This window comes from Pseudomonas sp. WSY_20 (genome assembly GCF_043104335.1).
In the GTDB taxonomy this organism is placed as follows: domain Bacteria; phylum Pseudomonadota; class Gammaproteobacteria; order Pseudomonadales; family Pseudomonadaceae; genus Aquipseudomonas; species Aquipseudomonas parafulva_B.
Map to the genome: position 1 here is coordinate 114,110 of NZ_JBICKP010000014.1, position 19,329 is coordinate 133,438.

The 19,329-nt window shown below is 61.4% G+C and carries 16 protein-coding genes; 5 read left to right on the forward strand and 11 right to left on the reverse strand.

The genetic code is table 11. The features are described 5' to 3' along the window. The first annotated feature begins 19 nt into the window (after positions 1 to 19). Positions 20 to 355, forward strand: coding sequence for a GIY-YIG nuclease family protein (locus ACF8E5_RS02705; protein ID WP_230375190.1), 336 nt, complete (start codon positions 20 to 22; stop codon positions 353 to 355). On the opposite strand, the gene yejK is transcribed toward ACF8E5_RS02705, so the two are convergent. Beyond that, the gene (gene yejK / locus ACF8E5_RS02710; RefSeq protein WP_023533422.1) at positions 336 to 1,343 is read right to left on the reverse strand and encodes a nucleoid-associated protein YejK; all 1,008 of its coding nucleotides are present in this window, start codon (positions 1,341 to 1,343) and stop codon (positions 336 to 338) included. The genes ACF8E5_RS02705 and yejK overlap by 20 nt on opposite strands. Before the next feature lie 371 nt (positions 1,344 to 1,714). Here yejK and ACF8E5_RS02715 point away from each other — a divergent pair, with 371 nt between their 5' ends. After that, a complete protein-coding gene (locus tag ACF8E5_RS02715) occupies positions 1,715 to 1,996 on the forward strand; it encodes an HU family DNA-binding protein (protein WP_003255106.1) in 282 nt (93 codons plus the stop codon). A 50-nt stretch (positions 1,997 to 2,046) separates the two neighbouring features. Here ACF8E5_RS02715 and rlmF read toward each other — a convergent pair whose 3' ends face one another. The 5 genes from rlmF to ACF8E5_RS02740 all read right to left on the reverse strand — a co-directional run bounded on the left by rlmF (position 2,047) and on the right by ACF8E5_RS02740 (position 8,635). Next, the gene (gene rlmF / locus ACF8E5_RS02720) at positions 2,047 to 3,000 is read right to left on the reverse strand and encodes a 23S rRNA (adenine(1618)-N(6))-methyltransferase RlmF (protein WP_058637514.1); all 954 of its coding nucleotides are present in this window, start codon (positions 2,998 to 3,000) and stop codon (positions 2,047 to 2,049) included. A 175-nt stretch (positions 3,001 to 3,175) separates the two neighbouring features. Continuing rightward, positions 3,176 to 6,022 (reverse strand): valine--tRNA ligase, encoded by a 2,847-nt coding sequence (locus ACF8E5_RS02725; RefSeq protein ID WP_078479046.1) that lies wholly within the window; start codon positions 6,020 to 6,022, stop codon positions 3,176 to 3,178. A 289-nt stretch (positions 6,023 to 6,311) separates the two neighbouring features. Continuing rightward, positions 6,312 to 6,659: a DNA polymerase III subunit chi gene (locus ACF8E5_RS02730; RefSeq protein ID WP_078479045.1), complete on the reverse strand. Its 348-nt coding sequence runs from the start codon at positions 6,657 to 6,659 to the stop codon at positions 6,312 to 6,314. A gap of 5 nt (positions 6,660 to 6,664) precedes the next feature. Further along, positions 6,665 to 7,093 (reverse strand): DNA polymerase III subunit chi, encoded by a 429-nt coding sequence (locus ACF8E5_RS02735; RefSeq protein ID WP_058604426.1) that lies wholly within the window; start codon positions 7,091 to 7,093, stop codon positions 6,665 to 6,667. A 48-nt stretch (positions 7,094 to 7,141) separates the two neighbouring features. Continuing rightward, positions 7,142 to 8,635: a leucyl aminopeptidase gene (locus ACF8E5_RS02740; RefSeq protein WP_078479044.1), complete on the reverse strand. Its 1,494-nt coding sequence runs from the start codon at positions 8,633 to 8,635 to the stop codon at positions 7,142 to 7,144. A 301-nt stretch (positions 8,636 to 8,936) separates the two neighbouring features. Between ACF8E5_RS02740 and lptF the strand changes: the two genes are divergently transcribed. Both lptF and lptG read left to right on the forward strand, forming a co-directional pair. Continuing rightward, complete coding sequence (gene lptF, locus ACF8E5_RS02745) at positions 8,937 to 10,052, forward strand: LPS export ABC transporter permease LptF (protein WP_058604428.1); 1,116 nt, start codon at positions 8,937 to 8,939, stop codon at positions 10,050 to 10,052. After that, positions 10,045 to 11,106 (forward strand): LPS export ABC transporter permease LptG, encoded by a 1,062-nt coding sequence (gene lptG, locus ACF8E5_RS02750; RefSeq protein WP_023533306.1) that lies wholly within the window; start codon positions 10,045 to 10,047, stop codon positions 11,104 to 11,106. Before lptF ends, lptG begins: the two co-directional genes overlap by 8 nt. Positions 11,107 to 11,200: 94 nt before the next feature. Here the strand turns inward: lptG and ACF8E5_RS02755 are convergent, their stop codons facing one another. From ACF8E5_RS02755 to gcvH, 5 genes are all read right to left on the reverse strand, one after another. Next, positions 11,201 to 11,689, reverse strand: coding sequence for an RDD family protein (locus tag ACF8E5_RS02755; RefSeq protein ID WP_058637520.1), 489 nt, complete (start codon positions 11,687 to 11,689; stop codon positions 11,201 to 11,203). Between the two features lie 89 nt (positions 11,690 to 11,778). Then, a complete protein-coding gene (locus ACF8E5_RS02760) occupies positions 11,779 to 11,991 on the reverse strand; it encodes a cold-shock protein (protein ID WP_058637521.1) in 213 nt (70 codons plus the stop codon). 358 nt (positions 11,992 to 12,349) lie between these two features. Continuing rightward, a complete protein-coding gene (gene gcvT / locus ACF8E5_RS02765; protein ID WP_392474880.1) occupies positions 12,350 to 13,471 on the reverse strand; it encodes a glycine cleavage system aminomethyltransferase GcvT in 1,122 nt (373 codons plus the stop codon). A gap of 81 nt (positions 13,472 to 13,552) precedes the next feature. Further along, positions 13,553 to 16,408, reverse strand: a complete 2,856-nt coding sequence (gene gcvP / locus ACF8E5_RS02770; protein ID WP_196124868.1) for an aminomethyl-transferring glycine dehydrogenase — start codon at positions 16,406 to 16,408, stop codon at positions 13,553 to 13,555. Between the two features lie 11 nt (positions 16,409 to 16,419). Beyond that, entirely contained in the window at positions 16,420 to 16,803 is a 384-nt protein-coding gene (gcvH, locus tag ACF8E5_RS02775; protein WP_058637524.1) for a glycine cleavage system protein GcvH, read from the reverse strand. Positions 16,804 to 17,589: 786 nt separating this feature from the next. Here gcvH and ACF8E5_RS02780 point away from each other — a divergent pair. Continuing rightward, positions 17,590 to 19,329: an S-type pyocin domain-containing protein gene (locus ACF8E5_RS02780; RefSeq protein ID WP_392474881.1), complete on the forward strand. Its 1,740-nt coding sequence runs from the start codon at positions 17,590 to 17,592 to the stop codon at positions 19,327 to 19,329.

The following is a 19,329-nucleotide window of genomic DNA, read 5'->3' on the forward strand; positions in this document are numbered from 1 at the left end:
TGGGCTCATGAAGTTAATGATGGATACAGCCGTTGTGGTGAGTGAAAACGTGCCGGATCAGGTAATAAAACCTTGGTATGTGTACCTGGTTAGGGCGGCCAATGGCGCGCTTTACTGTGGCATCAGCGATGACCCGCGGCGGCGCTTCGAGGCGCACTGCAAAGGCCAGGGTGCACGCTTTTTCAAGACCAGCCCTGCCCAGGCCCTGGTCTACGTGGAGCGGTGGCCGGACAAAGGCGAAGCCTTGCGCCAGGAAAGGCTGGTCAAGCGCTTGCGCAAGTCGGCGAAAGAGGCACTGGTGTCCTCCTACAACGCCGAACCTGCCTGCGGTGCAGTCAGTCCTTGCGACGCTTGAGCTGATCCACGAGCGTTGTGGGCAGACCCTTGATGATCAAGGTGCCAGCCGCTTCGTCGTACTCCACCTTGTCACCCAGCAAATGGGCCTCGAAACTGATCGACAGCCCTTCGGCACGGCCGGTGAAGCGCCGGAATTGGTTGAGGGTGCGCTTATCGGCAGGAATCTCCGGTGACAGCCCGTAGTCCTTGTTGCGGATATGGTCGTAAAAAGCTTTGGGCCGATCTTCATCGATGAGGCTGGACAGTTCTTCGAGCGTCACAGGCTCGCCCAGCTTGGTCTGCGTGGTGGCGTAGTCCACCAGCGTCTGGGTTTTTTCACGGGCAGAGGCCTCGGGCAGGTCCTCGCTTTCCACGAAGTCACTGAACGCCTTGAGCAACGTGCGCGTCTCGCCCGGCCCGTCCACACCTTCCTGACACCCGATGAAGTCACGGAAGTAATCCGAGACTTTCTTGCCATTCTTGCCCTTGATGAACGAGATGTACTGCTTGGAGTTCTGGTTGTTCTTCCATTCCGAAAGGTTGATGCGCGCCGCCAGGTGCAACTGACCCAGGTCCAGGTGCCGCGAAGGCATGACATCGAGTTCGGCGTTCACGGCAACGCCTTCGCTGTGGTGCAGCAGTGCGATGGCCAGGTACTCGGTCATGCCTTGCTGATAGTGCGCAAAGAGCACGTGCCCGCCGGTGGACAGGTTGGATTCTTCCATCAGCTTTTGCAGGTGCTCCACGGCCAGCCGGCTGAAGGCGGTGAAATCCTGCTCCTGGTCCAGGTACTGCTTCAACCAGCCACTGAGCGGGTAGGCACCGGACTCGCTGTGAAAGAACCCCCAGGCCTTGCCCTGCTTGGCGTTGTAGCTGTCATTGAGGTCAGCGAGCAGATTCTCGATGGCGTCGGAGGCTGCCAGCTCGGCGTCACGGGCGTGCAGCACGGCAGGGCTGCCATCGGGCTTTTTGTCGATCAGGTGAACGATGCAATGTCGGATTGGCATGGGATTCTCGGCCAGCTGCAAAAACGCTGAAGTTTACCTCAGACGCTCGGTGATTCAGTGGCCGGATCGTAGCAGAAATGAAGGTTGGCGGTTTTTTGCTCAGATTCGCGGCGTTTTCATCAGTAGGGCCTGAAAACCTGCATTAAATCAGGGGCGGCAGCGGATATTTATCCGCTGCTGTGGTAGTTTTGCGCGGTCTTGCGCCCCTGTTGTGGCGCATTGCTGCAGTACGCGCTCGGCGTGTCGAACCAAACGCTGATTTGCGTATCTACATACCCAATTGGCGCGGCCCTCCAATCTCGTCGGGGCTGGCCCGATAACGTCGTCGTTCGCTGCATAACCATCGAATTTGATAGGGAAGGAACACCACCATGGCATTGACCAAAGACCAACTGATTGCCGACATCGCCGAATCGATCGCAGCGCCTAAAGCCACCGCCAAGAACGCTCTGGAGCAACTGGGCCAGATCGTTGCCGACCAACTGGAAAACGGCGCTGAAATCACCCTGCCAGGCATCGGCAAGCTGAAAGTCTCCGAGCGTCCTGCCCGTACCGGCCGCAATCCTTCGACTGGCGCCGCCATCGAAATCGCTGCCAAGAAAGTCGTCAAGTTCGTACCGGCCAAAGTGCTGACCGACGCCATCAACAAGTAATTGTCGATGCGGTGACCTAACCGCGCTCGGGTTGCCCGAGCGCGGTTTTTTCATGCCTGTGAAATGTGCTTGGCGCGCCATGCCTTGCGTGCAGCATCGTCATGGAAGCTCCAGGCGAGCATGCGGCTTTGTTTCTGCCCTTGGCCCATTTCGACAACGCGCACCGCCGCGGCCCCGGTCTTTTTCAAGACGGCCTCCAGCGCCGGCAGGTTACTGGCCTTCGATACCAGGCTGGTGAACCACAGTGTCTGGCTGGCGTAGGGCGCGCTCTCGTGGATCAATTGGGTGACGAAGCGGATTTCACCGCCTTCGCACCACAGCTCGTTGTTCTGGCCTCCGAAGTTCAGCACGGGCAGCTTGCGCTTGGGGTCCTGCTTGCCCAGGTTCTTCCATTTGCGCTGGCTGCCACGGGTGGCTTCCTCGCGTGAGGCATGGAAGGGCGGATTGCACAGGGTCAGATCGAAGCGCTCATCGTCCTTGAGCAGGCCGCTGAGGATATGCGCAGGGTTGCTCTGCTGGCGCAGGTTGATGACCTTGTCCAGGCCATTGGCCTGAAGGATCGTCCTGGCCGACGCCAATGCTATGGGATCGATGTCCGAGCCCAGGAAGCGCCAGCGGTAATCGCTATGGCCCAGCAGCGGGTAGATGCAGTTGGCACCCACGCCGATGTCGAGCACGCGCACCTGGGCGCCTTTGGGGGGCTGGCCTGCGTTGTCGGCAGCCAGCAGGTCGGCGGCCACATGAATGTAGTCGGCGCGACCGGGGATCGGCGGGCACAGGTAGTTGGCCGGGATGTCCCAGTGCTGGATCCCGTACTGGGCTTTGAGCAGGGCACGGTTGAACACTCGCACGGCTTCGGGGTTGGCGAAATCGATGCTGGGTTTGCCATGGGGATTGGTGAGGGTGAAGCGCGCCAGATCAGGGTGGGCCTTGATCAGGCTCGGGAAGTCGTAGCGGCCCTGGTGGCGGTTGCGCGGGTGCAGGGTGGGTTTATTTTGAGTCATGCTCGGGTCCGGTGCTGCATGTGCTGGCCAGGGGGCCGCTGTGCGGCCCATTCGCGGCACAAGGCCGCTCCCACAGGATAGTGGGGCTCCTTGAAGGCAGCGCCGTTCCTGTGGGAGCGGCCTTGTGCCGCGAAACGAGGGCGAAGCCCTCGCTGGTCAGGTCAGCATTGTCAGGTTACAGCGCTGCAATCCGCGCATGCTGCTCGGTGAAGTTCGCCAACGCCTGCTCGGACTCGGCCAGCTTGGCACGTTCCTTCTCGATGACGGCAGGCGGTGCCTTGTCGACGAATGCGGCGTTGGACAGCTTGCCACCCACGCGCGCCACTTCGCCTTGCAGGCGCTGGATTTCCTTGTTCAGGCGGGCCAGTTCGGCATTTTTGTCGATCAGCCCGGCCATCGGTACCAGCACCTGCAGGTCGCCCACCAACGCCGTGGCGGACAATGGCGCCTCGTCGTTGTCGCCCAGCACGGTGAACGATTCGACCTTGGCCAATTTCTTGAGCAAGGCTTCGTTTTCCTGCAGGCGACGCTGGTCGTCGGCGCTGGCGTTCTTCAGGTACAGCGGCAGGGGCTTGCCGGGGCCGATGTTCATTTCGGCGCGAATGTTGCGCAAGCCGACCATCAGCTCCTTGAGCCACTCGATGTCGCCTTCGGCAGCCACGTCGATGCGTGCATCATTGGCCTGGGGCCAGGGCTGCAGCATGATGGTCTTGCCTTCGACGCCGGCCAGGGGCGCGATGCGCTGCCAGATCTCTTCGGTGATGAACGGCATGAACGGGTGGGCCAGGCGCAATGCCACTTCCAGCACGCGAACCAAGGTACGGCGCGTGCCACGGGCGCGCTCCACAGGGGCCTGCTCGTCCCACAACACCGGCTTGGAAAGCTCCAGGTACCAGTCGCAGTACTGGTTCCAGATGAATTCGTACAGCGCCTGGCTGGCCAGGTCGAAGCGGAACTGCTCAAGCTGACGGGTCACTTCGGCTTCGGTGCGCTGCAGCTGCGAGATGATCCAGCGGTCGGCCAGCGACAGCTCGTAGGCTTCGCCGTTCTGGCCGCAGTCCTCACCCTTGTCCAGCACGTAGCGGGCAGCGTTCCAGATCTTGTTGCAGAAGTTGCGGTAGCCTTCGACGCGGCCCATGTCGAACTTGATGTCGCGACCGGTCGAGGCCAAGGAGCAGAACGTGAAGCGCAGGGCGTCGGTGCCGTAGCTGGCAATGCCCTCGGGGAACTCGGCCTTGGTCTGCTTGGCGATCTTCTCGGCCAGCTTGGGCTGCATCATGCCGCTGGTGCGTTTTTCCAGCAGGGCATCGAGGGTGATGCCGTCGACGATGTCCAGCGGGTCCAGCACGTTGCCCTTGGACTTGGACATCTTCTGGCCCTGGCCGTCACGCACCAGGCCGTGCACGTACACGGTCTTGAACGGAACCTGGGGCGTGCCGTCCTCGTTCTTGATCAGGTGCATGGTCAACATGATCATGCGCGCAACCCAGAAGAAGATGATGTCGAACCCGGTCACCAGTACATCGGTGGAGTGGAATTTCTTGAGGAACTCGGTTTGCTCCGGCCAGCCCAGGGTCGAGAAGGTCCACAGGCCCGAGCTGAACCAAGTATCGAGTACGTCGTCATCCTGACGCAGGTTCACGTCCGCGCCGAGGCCGTGCTTGCTGCGCACTTCCTCTTCGTTGCGCCCGACGTAGACCCGGCCCGCCTCGTCGTACCAGGCCGGGATACGATGGCCCCACCACAGCTGACGGCTGATGCACCAGTCCTGGATGTCGCGCATCCAGGAGAAGTACATGTTCTCGTACTGCTTGGGCACGAACTGGATACGACCATCTTCGACCGCAGCAATGGCAGGCTCGGCCAGTGGCTTGGTGGAAACGTACCACTGGTCGGTCAGCCACGGTTCGATGATGGTGCCCGAGCGGTCACCCTTGGGCACTTTCAAGGCATGGTCGTCGATGCCGACCAGCAGGCCCTGGGCTTGCAGGTCGGCAACGATCTGCTTGCGTGCAACGAAGCGATCAAGGCCGGCATACTGGGACGGCAGGGCGGTGTCTACCTGGTCATTGAGCGAACCATCGAGGTTGAACGCCTGAGCCGCCGGCAGCACCACGGCATTCTTGTCGAAAATGTTCAGCAGCGGCAGGTTGTGACGCTTGCCGACTTCATAGTCGTTGAAGTCGTGGGCCGGGGTGATCTTGACGCAACCGGTGCCGAACTCAGGGTCGCAGTAGTCATCGGCGACGATGGGGATGCGACGGCCAACCAGCGGCAACTCGACGAACTTGCCGATCAGGGCCTGGTAGCGTTCGTCGGTGGGGTTAACCGCGACGGCAGCGTCACCCAGCAGGGTTTCCGGACGCGTGGTGGCGACCACCAGGTAATCCAGCCCCTCGGCGGTGGTGGCACCGTCGGCCAGCGGGTAGCGCAGGTTCCACAGGTGGCCTTTCTCGTCGTGGCTTTCCACTTCCAGGTCGGAAATGGCGGTGTGCAGCTTGGTGTCCCAGTTGACCAGGCGCTTGCCCCGGTAGATCAGGCCGTCTTCGTGCAGGCGCACGAACGCTTCCTTGACCGCTTCGGACAGGCCATCGTCCATGGTGAAGCGCTCGCGGCTCCAGTCTACGGAGGAGCCAAGGCGACGAATCTGCCGGCTGATGTTGCCGCCCGACTGGTCCTTCCACTCCCAGATTTTTTCCAGGAACTGTTCGCGGCCCAGGTCATGACGGTTCAGGCCCTTGGCTTCGAGCTGGCGCTCGACCAGCATCTGCGTGGCGATGCCCGCGTGGTCGGTACCCGGCTGCCAGAGGGTGTCGCGACCCTGCATGCGACGGAAGCGGATCAGGGCGTCCATGATCGCGTTGTTGAAGCCATGACCCATGTGCAGGCTGCCGGTCACGTTTGGCGGCGGGATCATGATGGTGTAGGACTCGCCTGCACCTTGTGGGGCGAAATAGTTCTCGGCTTCCCAGGTGTTGTACCAGGAAGTTTCGATGGCGTGCGGCTGGTAGGTCTTATCCATGCGCGGCGGGACCCTGTGCATTTATTCGGGAAAGCCGGGAAGTATAACCAAGCCGAAGGGCGCAGGCGACAAGCGGCTGCTGGGTGGCCAAGCGGTCTTCATCGCAGTTGGCGTTAGCGATTGGCGCGTTGGAGCGGCCTCGTGCCGCGATGGGCCGCGAAGCGGCCCCAGTATTTGAATCACAACATATAAAATGGGGCCGCTGCGCGGCCCATCGCGGCACGAGGCCGCTCCTACCAGAGGGGCGTAGCTTGCAGGGGTTGTAAAGGCCAGGTGCTCAGCAGCCCTTTCACTCCGAACGTTTGATCAACCGCTCGATGCGCGCATCGAGGCGACGCTTGATCTCGTTTTCGATGTGCGGGGTAAAGTCGTTGATCACATCCTGCATGATCATCTGCGCTGCAGCGCGCAGTTCGCTTTCAAGGTGCAGCAGGGTGTCCTGGCGACGTGCTTGCGGGTCATCAAGGGGGTTGTCGCTGACAGCCGGGGCGGCAGCGCTGTCAACGGGCGAGGGCGCCTGTTCCACCGTGTCGGTGAGCAAAGGCGGTTGCAGGTCGGCATCGCCAAGCAGTTGGCGAATCGACTCGAGGTCGTCGAGCAGGTGGGTGGAGCCGGGCAGGGGAGCGTGCTTGTCCATCGTTATCAAAATCGCTGTAAGCGGTGGTCTTGCAGAGCATAGCCTTGTTCACGGTAGAAACGGAATCGCTCACGCGCCGATTGGCGGATGGCGGCCTCTTCAACCACGATCTCGGCAACCCGCTCGAACTGGCTGACAAAACCGGGAACATTGGCGCCCAGGTTGATCAACAAGTCCTGGTGCCCCTGTGCATGATCCCCGACACCAAGCGCCACGCGCGCATCGGCGTGGTCTTCGGCCAGGTCATGGGGCACGAAGGCTTCGCCCCTGAATGCCCACAAACGCTTGTCCAAGGCGGCACGCTGATCGTCATCCTGGCAATGCAGGTAGACGCGATGGCCCAGCCGCCAGGCTTTGTCGCACAGCTTGCAGGCGAAATCCAGGCGCGCCTCCAGCGAATCGGTGGGCAGTATATAGAAGTCGACTTTGCTCATGTGGGTTCCGTTGGCCGGCAGCGCCCGAGGCACTGCCGGCGCTCGCCGTCAGGCGCCGGCACGGTCCAGCAGGTACTGGGTCAACAGGGGCACCGGCCGACCGGAGGCACCCTTGTCCTTGCCGCCGCTGATCCAGGCGGTACCGGCGATATCCAGGTGCGCCCAGTCATAGGCCTTGGCGAATCGCGACAGGAAGCAACCGGCGGTGATGGTGCCGGCTTTCGGCCCGCCAATGTTGCCCATGTCGGCGAACGGACTGTCCAGTTGTTCCTGGTACTCATCGAACAGCGGCAATTGCCAGGCGCGGTCATCGGCGCGCTTGCCCGCCTCGAGCAGTTGGCTGACCAGCTCGTCGTTGTTGCCCATCAGGCCGCTGGTGTGGCTGCCCAGGGCGACGATGCAGGCGCCGGTGAGCGTGGCGATATCGATCACCGCCTGGGGCTTGAAACGCTCGGCGTAGGTGAGGGTATCGCACAGCACCAGGCGACCTTCGGCGTCGGTGTTGAGAATTTCCACGGTCTGGCCGCTCATGGTGGTGACGATGTCACCAGGGCGAGTGGCGCCGCCGCTGGGCATGTTCTCGGCACAGGCGAGCAGGCACACCAGGTTGATGGGCAGCTGCAGTTCCAGCACCGCACGCAGGGTACCGAACACGCTGGCTGCGCCGCACATGTCGTATTTCATCTCGTCCATGCCGGCACCGGGCTTGAGGCTGATGCCGCCGGTGTCGAAGGTGATGCCCTTGCCCACCAGCACGTAGGGCTTGTCACCTTTCTTGCCGCCTTGGTAGTTGAGCACGATCAGACGCGGAGGTTGATCGCTGCCCTGGCCGACGGCGTAGAACGCGCCCATGCCCAGGTCCTTGATCTTCTTCTCGTCCAGCACATCGACTTTCAGGCCCTTGTGCGCCTTGCCCAGCTCCTTGGCCTGCTCGGCCAGGTAGCTTGGATGGCACAGGTTGGGAGGCAGGTTGCCCAGGTCACGGGTATAGGCCATGCCGGTGGCAATGGCACTGGCGTGGCGCACGGCGCGCTCCACGTCGGCCTGGTTGAGTTTGGTGGTGAGCAGGGTGACTTTCTTCAGCGCCCGAGGCTCGGCCTTCTGGCTTTTGAAACGATCGAATACGTACTCGCCATCGAGTAGGGTTTCGCCCAGCAGGCGATATTTGCCGTAGCCTGTATCGCGGTTGCTCAGCGCAATGTCATCGAGTGCCAGAACGGCGTCGGCGCCATTGAGGCCCTTGAGCACACCGGCAACGCTGGCCACCAGCTTGCGCCAGGTGCGATCACCCAGTGCCTCATCCTTGCCGCTACCCACCAGCAGCACACGCTCGGCCTTCAGGCCCGCAACGGCGTGCAGCAGCAGCGTCTGGCCAGGCTTGCCGACCAGGTCGCCACGCTTGAGCGCAGCGCTGATGGCGCCCTCGCTTGCCAGGTCCACGGCCTGGGCCACGGTGCCCAAGGCACGTTTTTCACCGACTGGGATGACCAGCGTTGCGGTCTTGACCGATGCAGCGGCTACGCTTTTTACAACCAGTTCCATCTCAGGGTCCCCGAATGATCGATACGTGTGGCGCCGTGCTGGCCGGCGCTTTGAACGCGACTGGCTGCGCGGTGGCAGGCCAGTGGAAAAGCTGCCAGTTTGAGCCTGCGGCCGGCGTGCTGACAACCCCGGCGTGCTGTGCGATGCGCGGCCAAGTGACAGGCGCGGTCAATCACAGGATAATGCGCGCACTTTATATGGAGGTTCGCCTTGGGCGAACCAGCATTGGCCTTGGATGTACTAAGTCATCGTCTGGTGCCATCGATTGGCAGTCCGTGCTGACAACCCAGGAGTGTCTGGTTTGATCGTCTTTCGTTATCTATCCCGCGAGGTCCTGGTGACCTTGAGCGCCGTCAGCGCCGTGCTGCTGGTGATCATCATGAGCGGGCGCTTCATCAAATACCTGGCCCAGGCTGCACAGGGGGTGCTCGACCCTGGCGTCCTGTTCCTGATCATGGGGTTCCGCCTGCCGGGCTTCCTGCAACTGATCCTGCCGCTGGGGTTGTTCCTGGGTATTCTGCTGGCCTATGGCCGGCTGTACCTGGAAAGCGAAATGACCGTGCTGTCGGCCACCGGCATGAGCCAGCAGCGCCTGCTGGCCATGACCATGGCGCCTGCGGCACTGGTGGCGCTGCTGGTGGCCTGGTTGAGCCTGAGCCTGGCACCCCTGGGCGTGGCCCAGGTGCAGAAGATCATCAGCCAGCAGGATGCCCTGACCGAATTCGACACTTTGGTGCCGGGCCGCTTCCAGACCCTGCGCGATGGTTCGCGGGTGACCTACACCGAGCAGCTTTCCGATGACCGGGTAAACCTGGGCGGCGTGTTCATCTCGGAAAAACGCTTCAACCAGGACAAGACCAAGGACCGCGCCCCGTCGGTGCTGGTGGCCGAGCGCGGGCACCAGGAAATCCAGGCTGACGGCAACCGTTACCTGGTGCTCGAAAACGGCTACCGGTACGACGGCAACCCAGGCCAGGCCGACTACCGCGCCATCAAGTACGACACCTATGGCGTGTTGTTGCCCAAGCCTGAAGTCAGCGAGGAGGTCACCGAGCGCGAGGCGATCCCCACCACCGATCTGTTCGGTGCCCAGGATTTGCGAGAGCGCGCCGAACTGCAATGGCGCCTGTCCCTGCCGATCCTGGTGTTCATCGTGACCCTGCTTGCCGTGCCGCTGTCGCGGGCCAACCCCCGGCAGGGGCGGTTCCTCAAGCTGCTGCCAGCCATCCTCCTGTACATGGCGTACCTGACAATGCTGATTTCCGTGCGCGGTGCACTCGAGAAGGGCAAGTTGCCCATCGCCCTTGGCATGTGGTGGGTGCATGGGCTGTTCCTGCTCATCGGCTTGGGCCTGATGTACTGGGAACCCCTTCGCCTCAAGCGCGCAGCCCGTCGTGCGGAGGTGGCCCGTGGCTAAGCTCGATCGTTATATCGGCCAGAGCGTGCTGGTGGCTATCCTGGCTGTGCTGGGCATCATCCTGGGGCTGGCCTCGCTGTTTGCCTTCATCGACGAAATGGGCGACCTGAGCGATACCTACACGGTGCTCGAAGCAGGCAAGTATGTGCTACTTACCGCGCCGCGGCGGCTGTACGACATGCTGCCGATGGCGGCGCTGATCGGCTGCCTGATCGGCCTGGGTACGCTGGCCAGCAGCAGTGAGCTGACCATCATGCGCGCCGCTGGGGTGTCGATCGGTCGTATCGTCTGGGCGGTGATGAAACCGATGCTGGTGCTGATGCTGGTTGGTCTGCTGATCGGCGAATACGTGGCACCGGTCACCGAAAACAAAGCCCAGGCCGATCGCTCCCTGGCCCAGGGTGGCGGTGAAGCGCAAAGCTCCAAGCGTGGCATGTGGCACCGGCAGGGCGAGGAGTTCGTGCACATCAACTCCGTGCAGCCCAACGGCCTTCTGCTGGGTGTGACCCGCTACCGGTTCGACGACCAGCGCAAGATCATCAGCTCCAGCTTTGCGCGCCGGGCGCGTTACGAAAACGATCACTGGCTGCTGACCGATGTGCGCACCACACTGTTCCATGGCGACCGTACCGAAGTCGTGCAAAACCCTGAAGAACAATGGGATGTGTCGGTCACGCCGCAGTTGCTCAACACGGTGGTGCTGGCGCCTGAATCGCTGTCGATCACCGGCCTGTGGGACTACATCCACTACCTGTCCGACCAAGGGCTGAACAACGCCCGCTACTGGCTGGCCTTCTGGACCAAGGTCCTGCAACCGGCCATTACGGCAGCCCTGGTACTCATGGCCATTTCGTTCATTTTCGGGCCGCTGCGATCGGTGACGCTTGGCCAGCGTGTCTTCACCGGCGTGCTGGTGGGCTTCGTGTTCCGTATTGCCCAGGACCTGCTGGGCCCATCCAGCCAGGTGTTCGGCTTCCCGCCTTTGCTTGCGGTGGTGCTGCCAGCCGGCATCTGTGCTGTGGCAGGCTTGTGGTTGTTGCGCCGCGCTGGATAAACCCGCTGCGCAGCCGCATGGCTGCGTGCTTGACCCTAGGGGCCGCTATAGCGGCCCCTCGTGTTTCAGGGCCGCTGCCGCTTGAGTAGAGCGCTCATTTCTTCGGCTTGGGGACTCGAACCAGTTGGCTCTCGGAGTAGATGTCGTGCCAGCTGCGTTTGCGCTTGTCGACCAGGGCCCAGAAGAAACCCAGCCCCAGGCATAGCCACGAGGCGATGGAAACGACAAACCGCAACAGCGCCTGCCAGAGCGTGATGGGCGAGCCATCGGCGTTCTGCACACGCACGCCCCAGACCTGCATGCCTAGTGTTTGCCCGCCATGGGTCCAGAACTTGGCGAAGAAACCGAATAGCACGAACAGCAGCACCGTGGACAGCAAAGGGTCGCCGTCCAGCGCGCCTGCTTCGGTGAGTTCGCGCATACGCTGCTGGCCGATGATCGCCATCTGGACCATCTTGTAGAGGCCTGCGGTGACGATCAGCAAGGCCGTGCACAGCAAAAAATCATAGAACACCGCAGCCAGACGCCTGCCGAGGCCGACCGGAGGGAAATCACCTTGGGGATGCAGCACAGGCTTGGACATGCAGAATAGCTCCATCACGCAAAGCCGCCATTCTACGGGCAAAAAAAAGCCCCTGCACTGAGCAGGGGCTTTTTTGGGGGTAACAAGGCTTATTCAGCTACCTGTACCTTGTCAGCCTGCATACCTTTCTGGCCTTGTACGGCTTCAAAAGTAACTTTCTGGCCTTCTTTCAGGCTCTTGAAGCCGTTGCCTTCGATGGCGCGGAAGTGCACGAAAAGATCAGCACCGCTTTCTGGGGTGATGAAGCCGAAACCTTTTTCGTCATTGAACCACTTGACGGTACCGTTCTGACGCTGAGACATGGTCTTATTTCCTATGAAACTTAGGTTTGGATGACAGTTTTCTTTCGCTTTCAAACAAGCAAAAGAGTACTGGGCTGGGTTGCAGGAAAGTAAGAGACGTCGAACGGGTTGTAGCAGATTGCGGCTACTGGCCCAGGTCACGAACTGTTGCGACCCATGCAAACACAGTGCGTTGACTCTACGCCAACTACCGAGCGAAAAACAAGCCTTGCAGCGGGTGTAAAAGTGACTGTTTTACAACCCTTGGTCAAATCGCCGAAAAGTGCATGGCGCCTGGCCTGGCGCCATGTTCGCAGTGGCGCGCGCCACGTTCGTAAACGAAGATACCGAGCACTGCCACGTCGTCGATGAAACTGCCTTAACCGCGATAGTAACGGGGCGCTACGAACGGCGTTTTACTGACTTTCAAGGCCACCTTCTTACCGCGCACAAGGGCATATAAAAGCGTGTCCAGGGCGGCATGTTCGGTGTCGACATACCCCATCGCCACAGGGGCGCTGAGTGTGGGCCCAAAGCCGCCACTGCAGATGGTGCCGACCAGGGTACCTTCTGCATCGACAATCTCGGCGCCTTCGCGCACAGGTGTACGTTCCTGGGGCAGCAAACCGACCCGCTTGCGTTTTACACCCTCACGTTGCTGGCCGAAGATGGCCTGCGCGCCCGGAAAGCCGCCGGCACGGGCACCATCGGCCCGGCGTGGCTTGGACATTGCCCACACCAGGTTGGCTTGCACGGGCGAGGTGTCGCCGCTCATGTCATGGCCATACAGGCACAGGCCAGCTTCCAGGCGCAACGAGTCACGGGCCCCTAGCCCGATCGGCTGGACCTCTGGCTGCTTGAGCAGCTCCCTGGCGAGCGTCTCTGCGCCCGCCACCGGCACGGAGATCTCATAACCATCCTCCCCGGTGTAACCCGACCGACTGACCCAGCACGGATGGCCCAGTAACGTGACAGGACGCACCTGCATGAACGTCATGTCAGCCACTTCATGCGCCAGACGCTGCAGAACCTTGACCGCTGCCGGCCCTTGCAAGGCGAGCAGGGCACGCTGGTCGAACAGCGGCTGGACCTCGCAACGTTGGCCGATATGCCGCTGCAGATGCGCCAGGTCCTGATCCTTGCAGGCGGCGTTCACCACCAGCAGCAGTGTTTCGTCACCCAGATTGGCGACCATCAGGTCGTCGAGGATGCCCCCGTGTTCGTTGGTGAACATGGCATAGCGCTGCATGCCAACGGGCAGGTCGATGATGTCGACCGGCACCAGCGTTTCCAGGGCACTGGCAGCGTCGCGACCTTTGAGCAGAACTTGCCCCATGTGCGAGACGTCGAACAACCCGGCTTGTTCACGGGTGTGCAGGTGCTCTTTGAGCACGCCCAGAGGGTACTGCACCGGCATGTCGTAGCCCGCGAAGGGCACCATGCGCGCACCCAGTTCCAGGTGCAGGGCATGCAGTGGGGTTTTGAGCAGTGTTTCGGACATCGATGACTCCTTGCATGGGTTTCGGTCAATGTCCGGGGACATTGACCGCCAGGCGAATGACACACTCAGGATCCGGCGCTGTCAGACGTCCTGGTAGCTTTCGATCGACGGGCAGGCACAGACCAGGTTGCGGTCGCCAAAGACGTTGTCGACCCGGCTCACAGGCGGCCAGTACTTGCTTTGCACCAGGCCAGGCAGCGGGTAGACCGCTTGCTCGCGGGAGTAGCCATGGGCCCATTCGCCCACCAGTTCCGCTGCGGTGTGCGGCGCGTTCTTGAGCGGGTTGTCGTCCTTGTCCAGCGTGCCGTCCTCTACCGCGCGGATTTCCTCGCGGATCTGGATCATGGCTTCGCAGAACCTGTCCAGCTCTTCCCGTGATTCGCTTTCGGTCGGCTCGATCATCAGTGTGCCTGCCACCGGGAACGACATGGTCGGGGCATGGAAGCCGTAGTCGATCAGGCGCTTGGCCACGTCGTCGACGCTGATGCCACTGCTGTCCTTGAGCGGGCGCAGGTCCAGGATGCACTCATGGGCGACCAGGCCATTGCTGCCGGTGTACAGCACCGGGTAGTGCTCCTCCAGGCGGCGAGCGATGTAGTTGGCATTGAGGATGGCCATCTGCGAAGCCCGCTTGAGCCCCGCGCCCCCCATCATGCGAATGTACATCCAGGTGATCGGCAGGATGCTGGCGCTGCCGAAGGGTGCGGCGCATACCGCGCCTTCGGCAGTGCCCAGGGCGGCATGGCCCGGCAGGAAGGGCGCCAGGTGCGATTTCACGCCGATCGGCCCTACGCCCGGCCCACCGCCGCCATGGGGAATGCAGAAGGTCTTGTGCAGGTTCAGGTGCGACACATCGCCCCCGAACTTGCCCGGCGCGCACAGGCCGACCATGGCGTTCATGTTGGCGCCGTCGATGTAAACCTGGCCGCCGTTGTCGTGGACGATGGCGCAAATCTCGCCGATCGCTTCCTCGAACACCCCATGGGTGGACGGGTAGGTGATCATCAGCGCCGCCAGGCGTTCGCGGTGCTCGATGGCCTTGGCACGCAGGTCGGCGACGTCAACGTTGCCGCGCGCGTCGCAGGCCGTGACCACCACCTGCATGCCGGCCATGTTGGCCGTTGCCGGGTTGGTGCCATGGGCTGAAGAAGGGATCAGGCAGATATCGCGATGCCCTTCGTTACGGCTGCGATGATAGGCGCGGATCGCCAATAGGCCCGCGTACTCGCCCTGAGAACCGGCGTTGGGTTGCAGCGATACGGCATCGTAGCCCGTGGCTGCGCAGAGCATGGCCTCCAACTCCGACGTCAATTGCAAGTAGCCCTGGCTCTGCTGCGCTGGGGCGAAGGGGTGCAGGTTGCCGAATTCTGCCCAGGTGACCGGGATCATTTCGCTGGCCGCGTTGAGCTTCATGGTGCACGAGCCCAGCGGGATCATGCTGCGGTCCAGGGCCAGGTCCTTGTCGGCCAGCTTGCGCAGGTAGCGCATCAACTCCGTTTCGCTGTGGTAGCGGTTGAACACGGGGTGTTCGAGGAACGTCGAACGACGCAGCAAGGCCTCGGGCAGTAGTGTACCGCTGCTGGCGGCCAGCGCCTGGAAGTCAGGCTGCGTTTGACCAGCGCCGAACAGCTGCCACAGCGCCTGCACATCGGCCGGAGTGGTGGTTTCGTCCAGCGATACACCTACATGGCCGGCATCGACCTGGCGCAGGTTGATGCCTTGGGCGCGCGCTTTCTCGTGCAGGCTGAGGGTGGCATCGCCGGTAGCCAGGGTCAGGGTATCGAATGCCGTGTCGCTCACGACCGGCACAGCCATTGCCCGCAGGCCCTGTGCCAGGATGGCGGTCAGGCTGTGGGTACGTTGGGCAATGCGCTTGAGGCCTTCAGGGCCGTGATAGACGGCGAACATGCTGGCAATATTGGCAAGCAGCACCTGGGCGGTGCAGATGTTGCTGGTGGCCTTTTCGCGGCGAATGTGCTGCTCACGTGTCTGCATGGCCAAGCGCAGGGCCGTCTTGCCGAAGCGGTCTATCGACACGCCGACCAGGCGCCCTGGCATGTCGCGCTTGAAGGCATCGCGGGTCGCGAAGTAGGCCGCATGCGGCCCGCCGAAGCCCAGGGGCACACCAAAGCGCTGGGCGCTGCCGATGGCCACGTCGGCCTCGAACTCGCCAGGTGGGGTCAACAGAGTCAAGGCCAGCAGGTCTGCCGCCACGGCCACCAACGCATTGGCGTGATGGAACCGCTGCACCACCTCCCGGTAATCGAAGATACCACCGGTGCTGGCGGGGTACTGCAGCAAAGCGCCGAAGAATGGGCTGGCATCATCGAGCGCCTGCTCGTCGCCCACCAGCACCTCGATGCCCAAGGGCTCTGCGCGGGTACGCAGTACATCGAGGGTCTGCGGGTGGCAATGCATCGAGGCAAAGAAGCGGTTGCTGGCCTTGTTCTTCGACAGGCGCTTGCAGAACGTCATGGCTTCGGCAGCCGCCGTGGCTTCATCGAGCAGCGAAGCATTGGCGATCGGTAACCCTGTGAGGTCGCTGATCAGGGTCTGGAAATTGAGCAAGGCTTCCAGCCGGCCCTGGGAAATTTCTGGCTGGTAGGGCGTGTACGCGGTGTACCAGGCCGGGTTTTCCAGCAGATTGCGCAGGATGGGCGCGGGCGTGTGGGTGTTGTAGTAACCCTGGCCTATGTAACTTTTGAAAAGCTGGTTCTTGCCGGCGATGGCCTTCAGGGCGGCGAGCGCATCCGCTTCGCTGTGCCCATCGTCCGTGCCCAGCACGCTGGTACCCTTGATGCTGGCGGGGATGACGGCGTCGGTCATGGCCTCCAGTGAATCGAAGCCCAGAGTGGCGAGCATGGCCTGCTCGTCTTCGCTGCGTGGCCCGATGTGACGGGCAATGAACTCATTGGCAGTGCCGAGGTTGATCGTCATGGCGTGGTTCCTCAGGCGTCGTCGTTGGCGTTGAGCAGGCGGTCGTAGGCACCCTGGTCGAGCAGGGCGCTCACAGCGCTGGCGTCGGCAGGCTTGAAGCGGAAGAACCAGCCTTCGCCCAGCGGGTCCTCGTTGACCAGCTCGGGGCTATCTTCAAGCTGGGCGTTGACCTCAATCACTTCGCCGGCCAGCGGCATGTACACGCCGCTGGCAGCCTTGACCGACTCGACGGTGGACGCTTCGCTGCCTTTTTCATAGTGACGCAGCTCCGGCAGCTGCACGAACACCACATCGCCCAGTGCATTCTGGGCATAGGCGGTGATCCCTACGGTGACGCTGCCATCGGCTTCTACGCGCAGCCATTCGTGGTCGTCGGTGAAACGCAACTCGCTCATGAAAAATCCTCGTGGACCGGGTGGCACGATTAGGTTCGCGCTCTGGTGGGTTTTCAGTAAGCAATAAGGTGGCCAACTGTGCATGGACCCATGAAAGCGGGGGAGGGAGTGCTGGCTCGCTGATTACCGAATAGGCTTCTGTAACGAAATCGATACGCTCAAGTCTTGGTTATCCCTTTGGGCGCCGTTCATCTCTCAGCGCGGCGTGGGATGGGCGGTGTACCGTTTTCGATACGGTGTATTGAATTTGATACGGCTGATTTCCTATTCTAACTTGAGAAATGCATGACGCTGCACAGCAATAGTCAAACATTAAAGCTGGCAAACAATAATCAGAGTTCCCTGACGGGGTCGGCAACGTTTTAGCAGCATCTACTTTCTGTATAACTTTGGTTGTCGGGAACTTTGACCCTCTCATTGTCCGCATCGATCGCCTGTGCGGTTCACGCGTGTTCCTCTACATGCCTGAGTGACAAATCAGGCGGATCGCTCATGACGACCGTCAGGCATATTCATGATGCCTGGCTTGTTTGTAAGCTTGATTAAGGATGATGTATGACACGCAAGCGCAGGCAAGTTGAATTACCTCCTACCTAAGTGGGAGGTACACCCTCAGGGCCCAATCTTCTTCCTCCCGGCTATTCAGGGCCATTGTTTCCCGCCGACCAGTATCACCCAGGCAGTACAATACTTGAACATTTCCGGTGTGTGATAAACAGTGGACCGCAGATTCTGGAAGCTGTAAATGACCATGCCAGTACAGTATTTACCCAAGCGCTGGGACGTGTGGCTCAGACCCTCGAGCATGATGTCGCTTTGGTAAAACAGACGCTAGGGCCGCCACCCGCGTCTACCGCCGGCATGCTCGCACACGACATTGCCGCGCGTAACCTGTTGATCGCGCGTAAAGTTGAAGACCGTCATGTTCAGACTGAAGTAGCAGACCGATATTTTGGATCGACGCCACTGGGCAAGACGCGAAAAGACTATATCGACGCCACCTACAGATGGTTTGAAAAAGGTGTCGTGCGAAAGGACGATTTGCGCACGCTGATCCAGGAATCGTTCACGGCTGCCTATCAAACGCAACTGCGCGATGCCGAAATTCAAATGCTCCAGGGTCAAATCGGCGCATTGCAGCACGCGCTTGCACAAGCCGAGGCGCAGGCGCTCGCTGACGCGCAGGCGCAGCGGATAGCCGAGGCTCAGGCACGCGCCCAGGCTGAGGCACAGGCACGTGCCGAGGCTCAAGCACGGGCACGTGCTGAGGCCCAAGCCCAGGCACGCGCTCAGGAGCAGGCCCTCAAACAAGCACAGGCCCTGGCAAAAGCAAAAGCCGAGGCCGAGGCTATTGCGCGTGAAGCCGCCAAAGCCGCCGCTGAAAAAGCCCTGGCCGAGCAAACCCTCAAACAGGCCAATACCTACCCAGTGCCGCTGGCCATCGCAAAGGCACAGGCGCATCTCAGCCTGTCCGCTGGCGCTACGCCGGTTAGCCTCGCTGCTGGCGTTTCGCTTGGAGCCGCTGTACGCGGTGCCATCTGCGCGTTGAACGCCGCCTCGTTGGAAGCGGTTGCCACCCCGTTCCTGATCGGCATTGCCGCACTGTTGCATGCGCCCAAGCTGGGTAACGGGGAGCGCAAGGCAAAGGTGTTGCCGCTTGGCAACTATCTGCTGAGTGTGCCCCTGACCGAATTGTCGATCGAGCTTGATTCAGCCGCTCAAACGCAGGCGGTCGAGCGGGCAGTGATCGACCTGCCGTTGCGCATGGGCGAGGTGCAGACGCTGGGCGAGCCAACCGAACTGTTCGTGGCCAATACCGATGGCCAGGTGATCCCTTCTGCAGTGCCCGTATTGAAGGCCGCTTACGACGCCCAGAGCGGTCAGTACACGGTCGTCACCGACGATGTGCCGCCCAGAACCCTGACCTGGACACCGGCGATCGAACCGACAGACAGTTCGACAAGCCTGCCACCTGCACCGCCGTCTCCTACCCACCTCATTGGCCCCATCCTCGAACCCCTTCAAGGGCGGTTGGACACGTATCCGGACTTGCCGGACTTCGGGTTCGATGACGTTGTCATCATATTCCCAAGCGACTCCGGGCTGCCACCGCTCTACGTGATGTTCAAGAGCCGTCGGAACATGCCGGGGGTGGTGAAAGGTAAAGGACAGCTGATCACAGGCACCTTTTTGACGGCGGGGAGCCGCGAGGGGGTGCCGATTCCGCAGCAAGTTGCCAGTAAATTGAGGGGTAAGAAGTTTAGCAGTTGGGCGGCGTTCAGGCGTCGCCTGTGGCAGACTATTGGCCGAAGCCCGTTGTTCGAAAATGAATTTACGCCAGCTGAACTACAGATCATGCGCAGGGGCCTTGCACCCTTTGCAGAGCTTGATGAGGTTGTCGGTAAAAATATCAAGTATGAAATTCATCACGTGATACGTATTGCTGATGGTGGAGATGTGTATGACGTTGATAACCTAAGAATAATATCTCCAAAATTCCATCGAGCCTTGCATAAGCGGAAATGA

Excerpts from the sequence above, each read along its gene's own strand:
- ACF8E5_RS02760 (WP_058637521.1), bottom strand. The coding sequence starts at position 11,991 with ATGTCTCAGCGTCAGAACGGTACCGTCAAGTGGTTCAATGACGAAAAA.
- ACF8E5_RS02755 (WP_058637520.1), bottom strand. The coding sequence starts at position 11,689 with ATGTCCAAGCCTGTGCTGCATCCCCAAGGTGATTTCCCTCCGGTCGGC.
- gcvT (WP_392474880.1), bottom strand. The coding sequence starts at position 13,471 with ATGTCCGAAACACTGCTCAAAACCCCACTGCATGCCCTGCACCTGGAA.
- gcvH (WP_058637524.1), bottom strand. The coding sequence starts at position 16,803 with ATGAGCGAGTTGCGTTTCACCGACGACCACGAATGGCTGCGCGTAGAA.
- yejK (WP_023533422.1), bottom strand. The coding sequence starts at position 1,343 with ATGCCAATCCGACATTGCATCGTTCACCTGATCGACAAAAAGCCCGAT.
- ACF8E5_RS02730 (WP_078479045.1), bottom strand. The coding sequence starts at position 6,659 with ATGGACAAGCACGCTCCCCTGCCCGGCTCCACCCACCTGCTCGACGAC.
- ACF8E5_RS02725 (WP_078479046.1), bottom strand. The coding sequence starts at position 6,022 with ATGGATAAGACCTACCAGCCGCACGCCATCGAAACTTCCTGGTACAAC.
- rlmF (WP_058637514.1), bottom strand. The coding sequence starts at position 3,000 with ATGACTCAAAATAAACCCACCCTGCACCCGCGCAACCGCCACCAGGGC.
- ACF8E5_RS02735 (WP_058604426.1), bottom strand. The coding sequence starts at position 7,093 with ATGAGCAAAGTCGACTTCTATATACTGCCCACCGATTCGCTGGAGGCG.
- ACF8E5_RS02740 (WP_078479044.1), bottom strand. The coding sequence starts at position 8,635 with ATGGAACTGGTTGTAAAAAGCGTAGCCGCTGCATCGGTCAAGACCGCA.
- ACF8E5_RS02715 (WP_003255106.1), top strand. The coding sequence starts at position 1,715 with ATGGCATTGACCAAAGACCAACTGATTGCCGACATCGCCGAATCGATC.
- ACF8E5_RS02705 (WP_230375190.1), top strand. The coding sequence starts at position 20 with ATGGATACAGCCGTTGTGGTGAGTGAAAACGTGCCGGATCAGGTAATA.
- gcvP (WP_196124868.1), bottom strand. The coding sequence starts at position 16,408 with ATGACGATCAACCTCGGCACTGCCAATGAGTTCATTGCCCGTCACATC.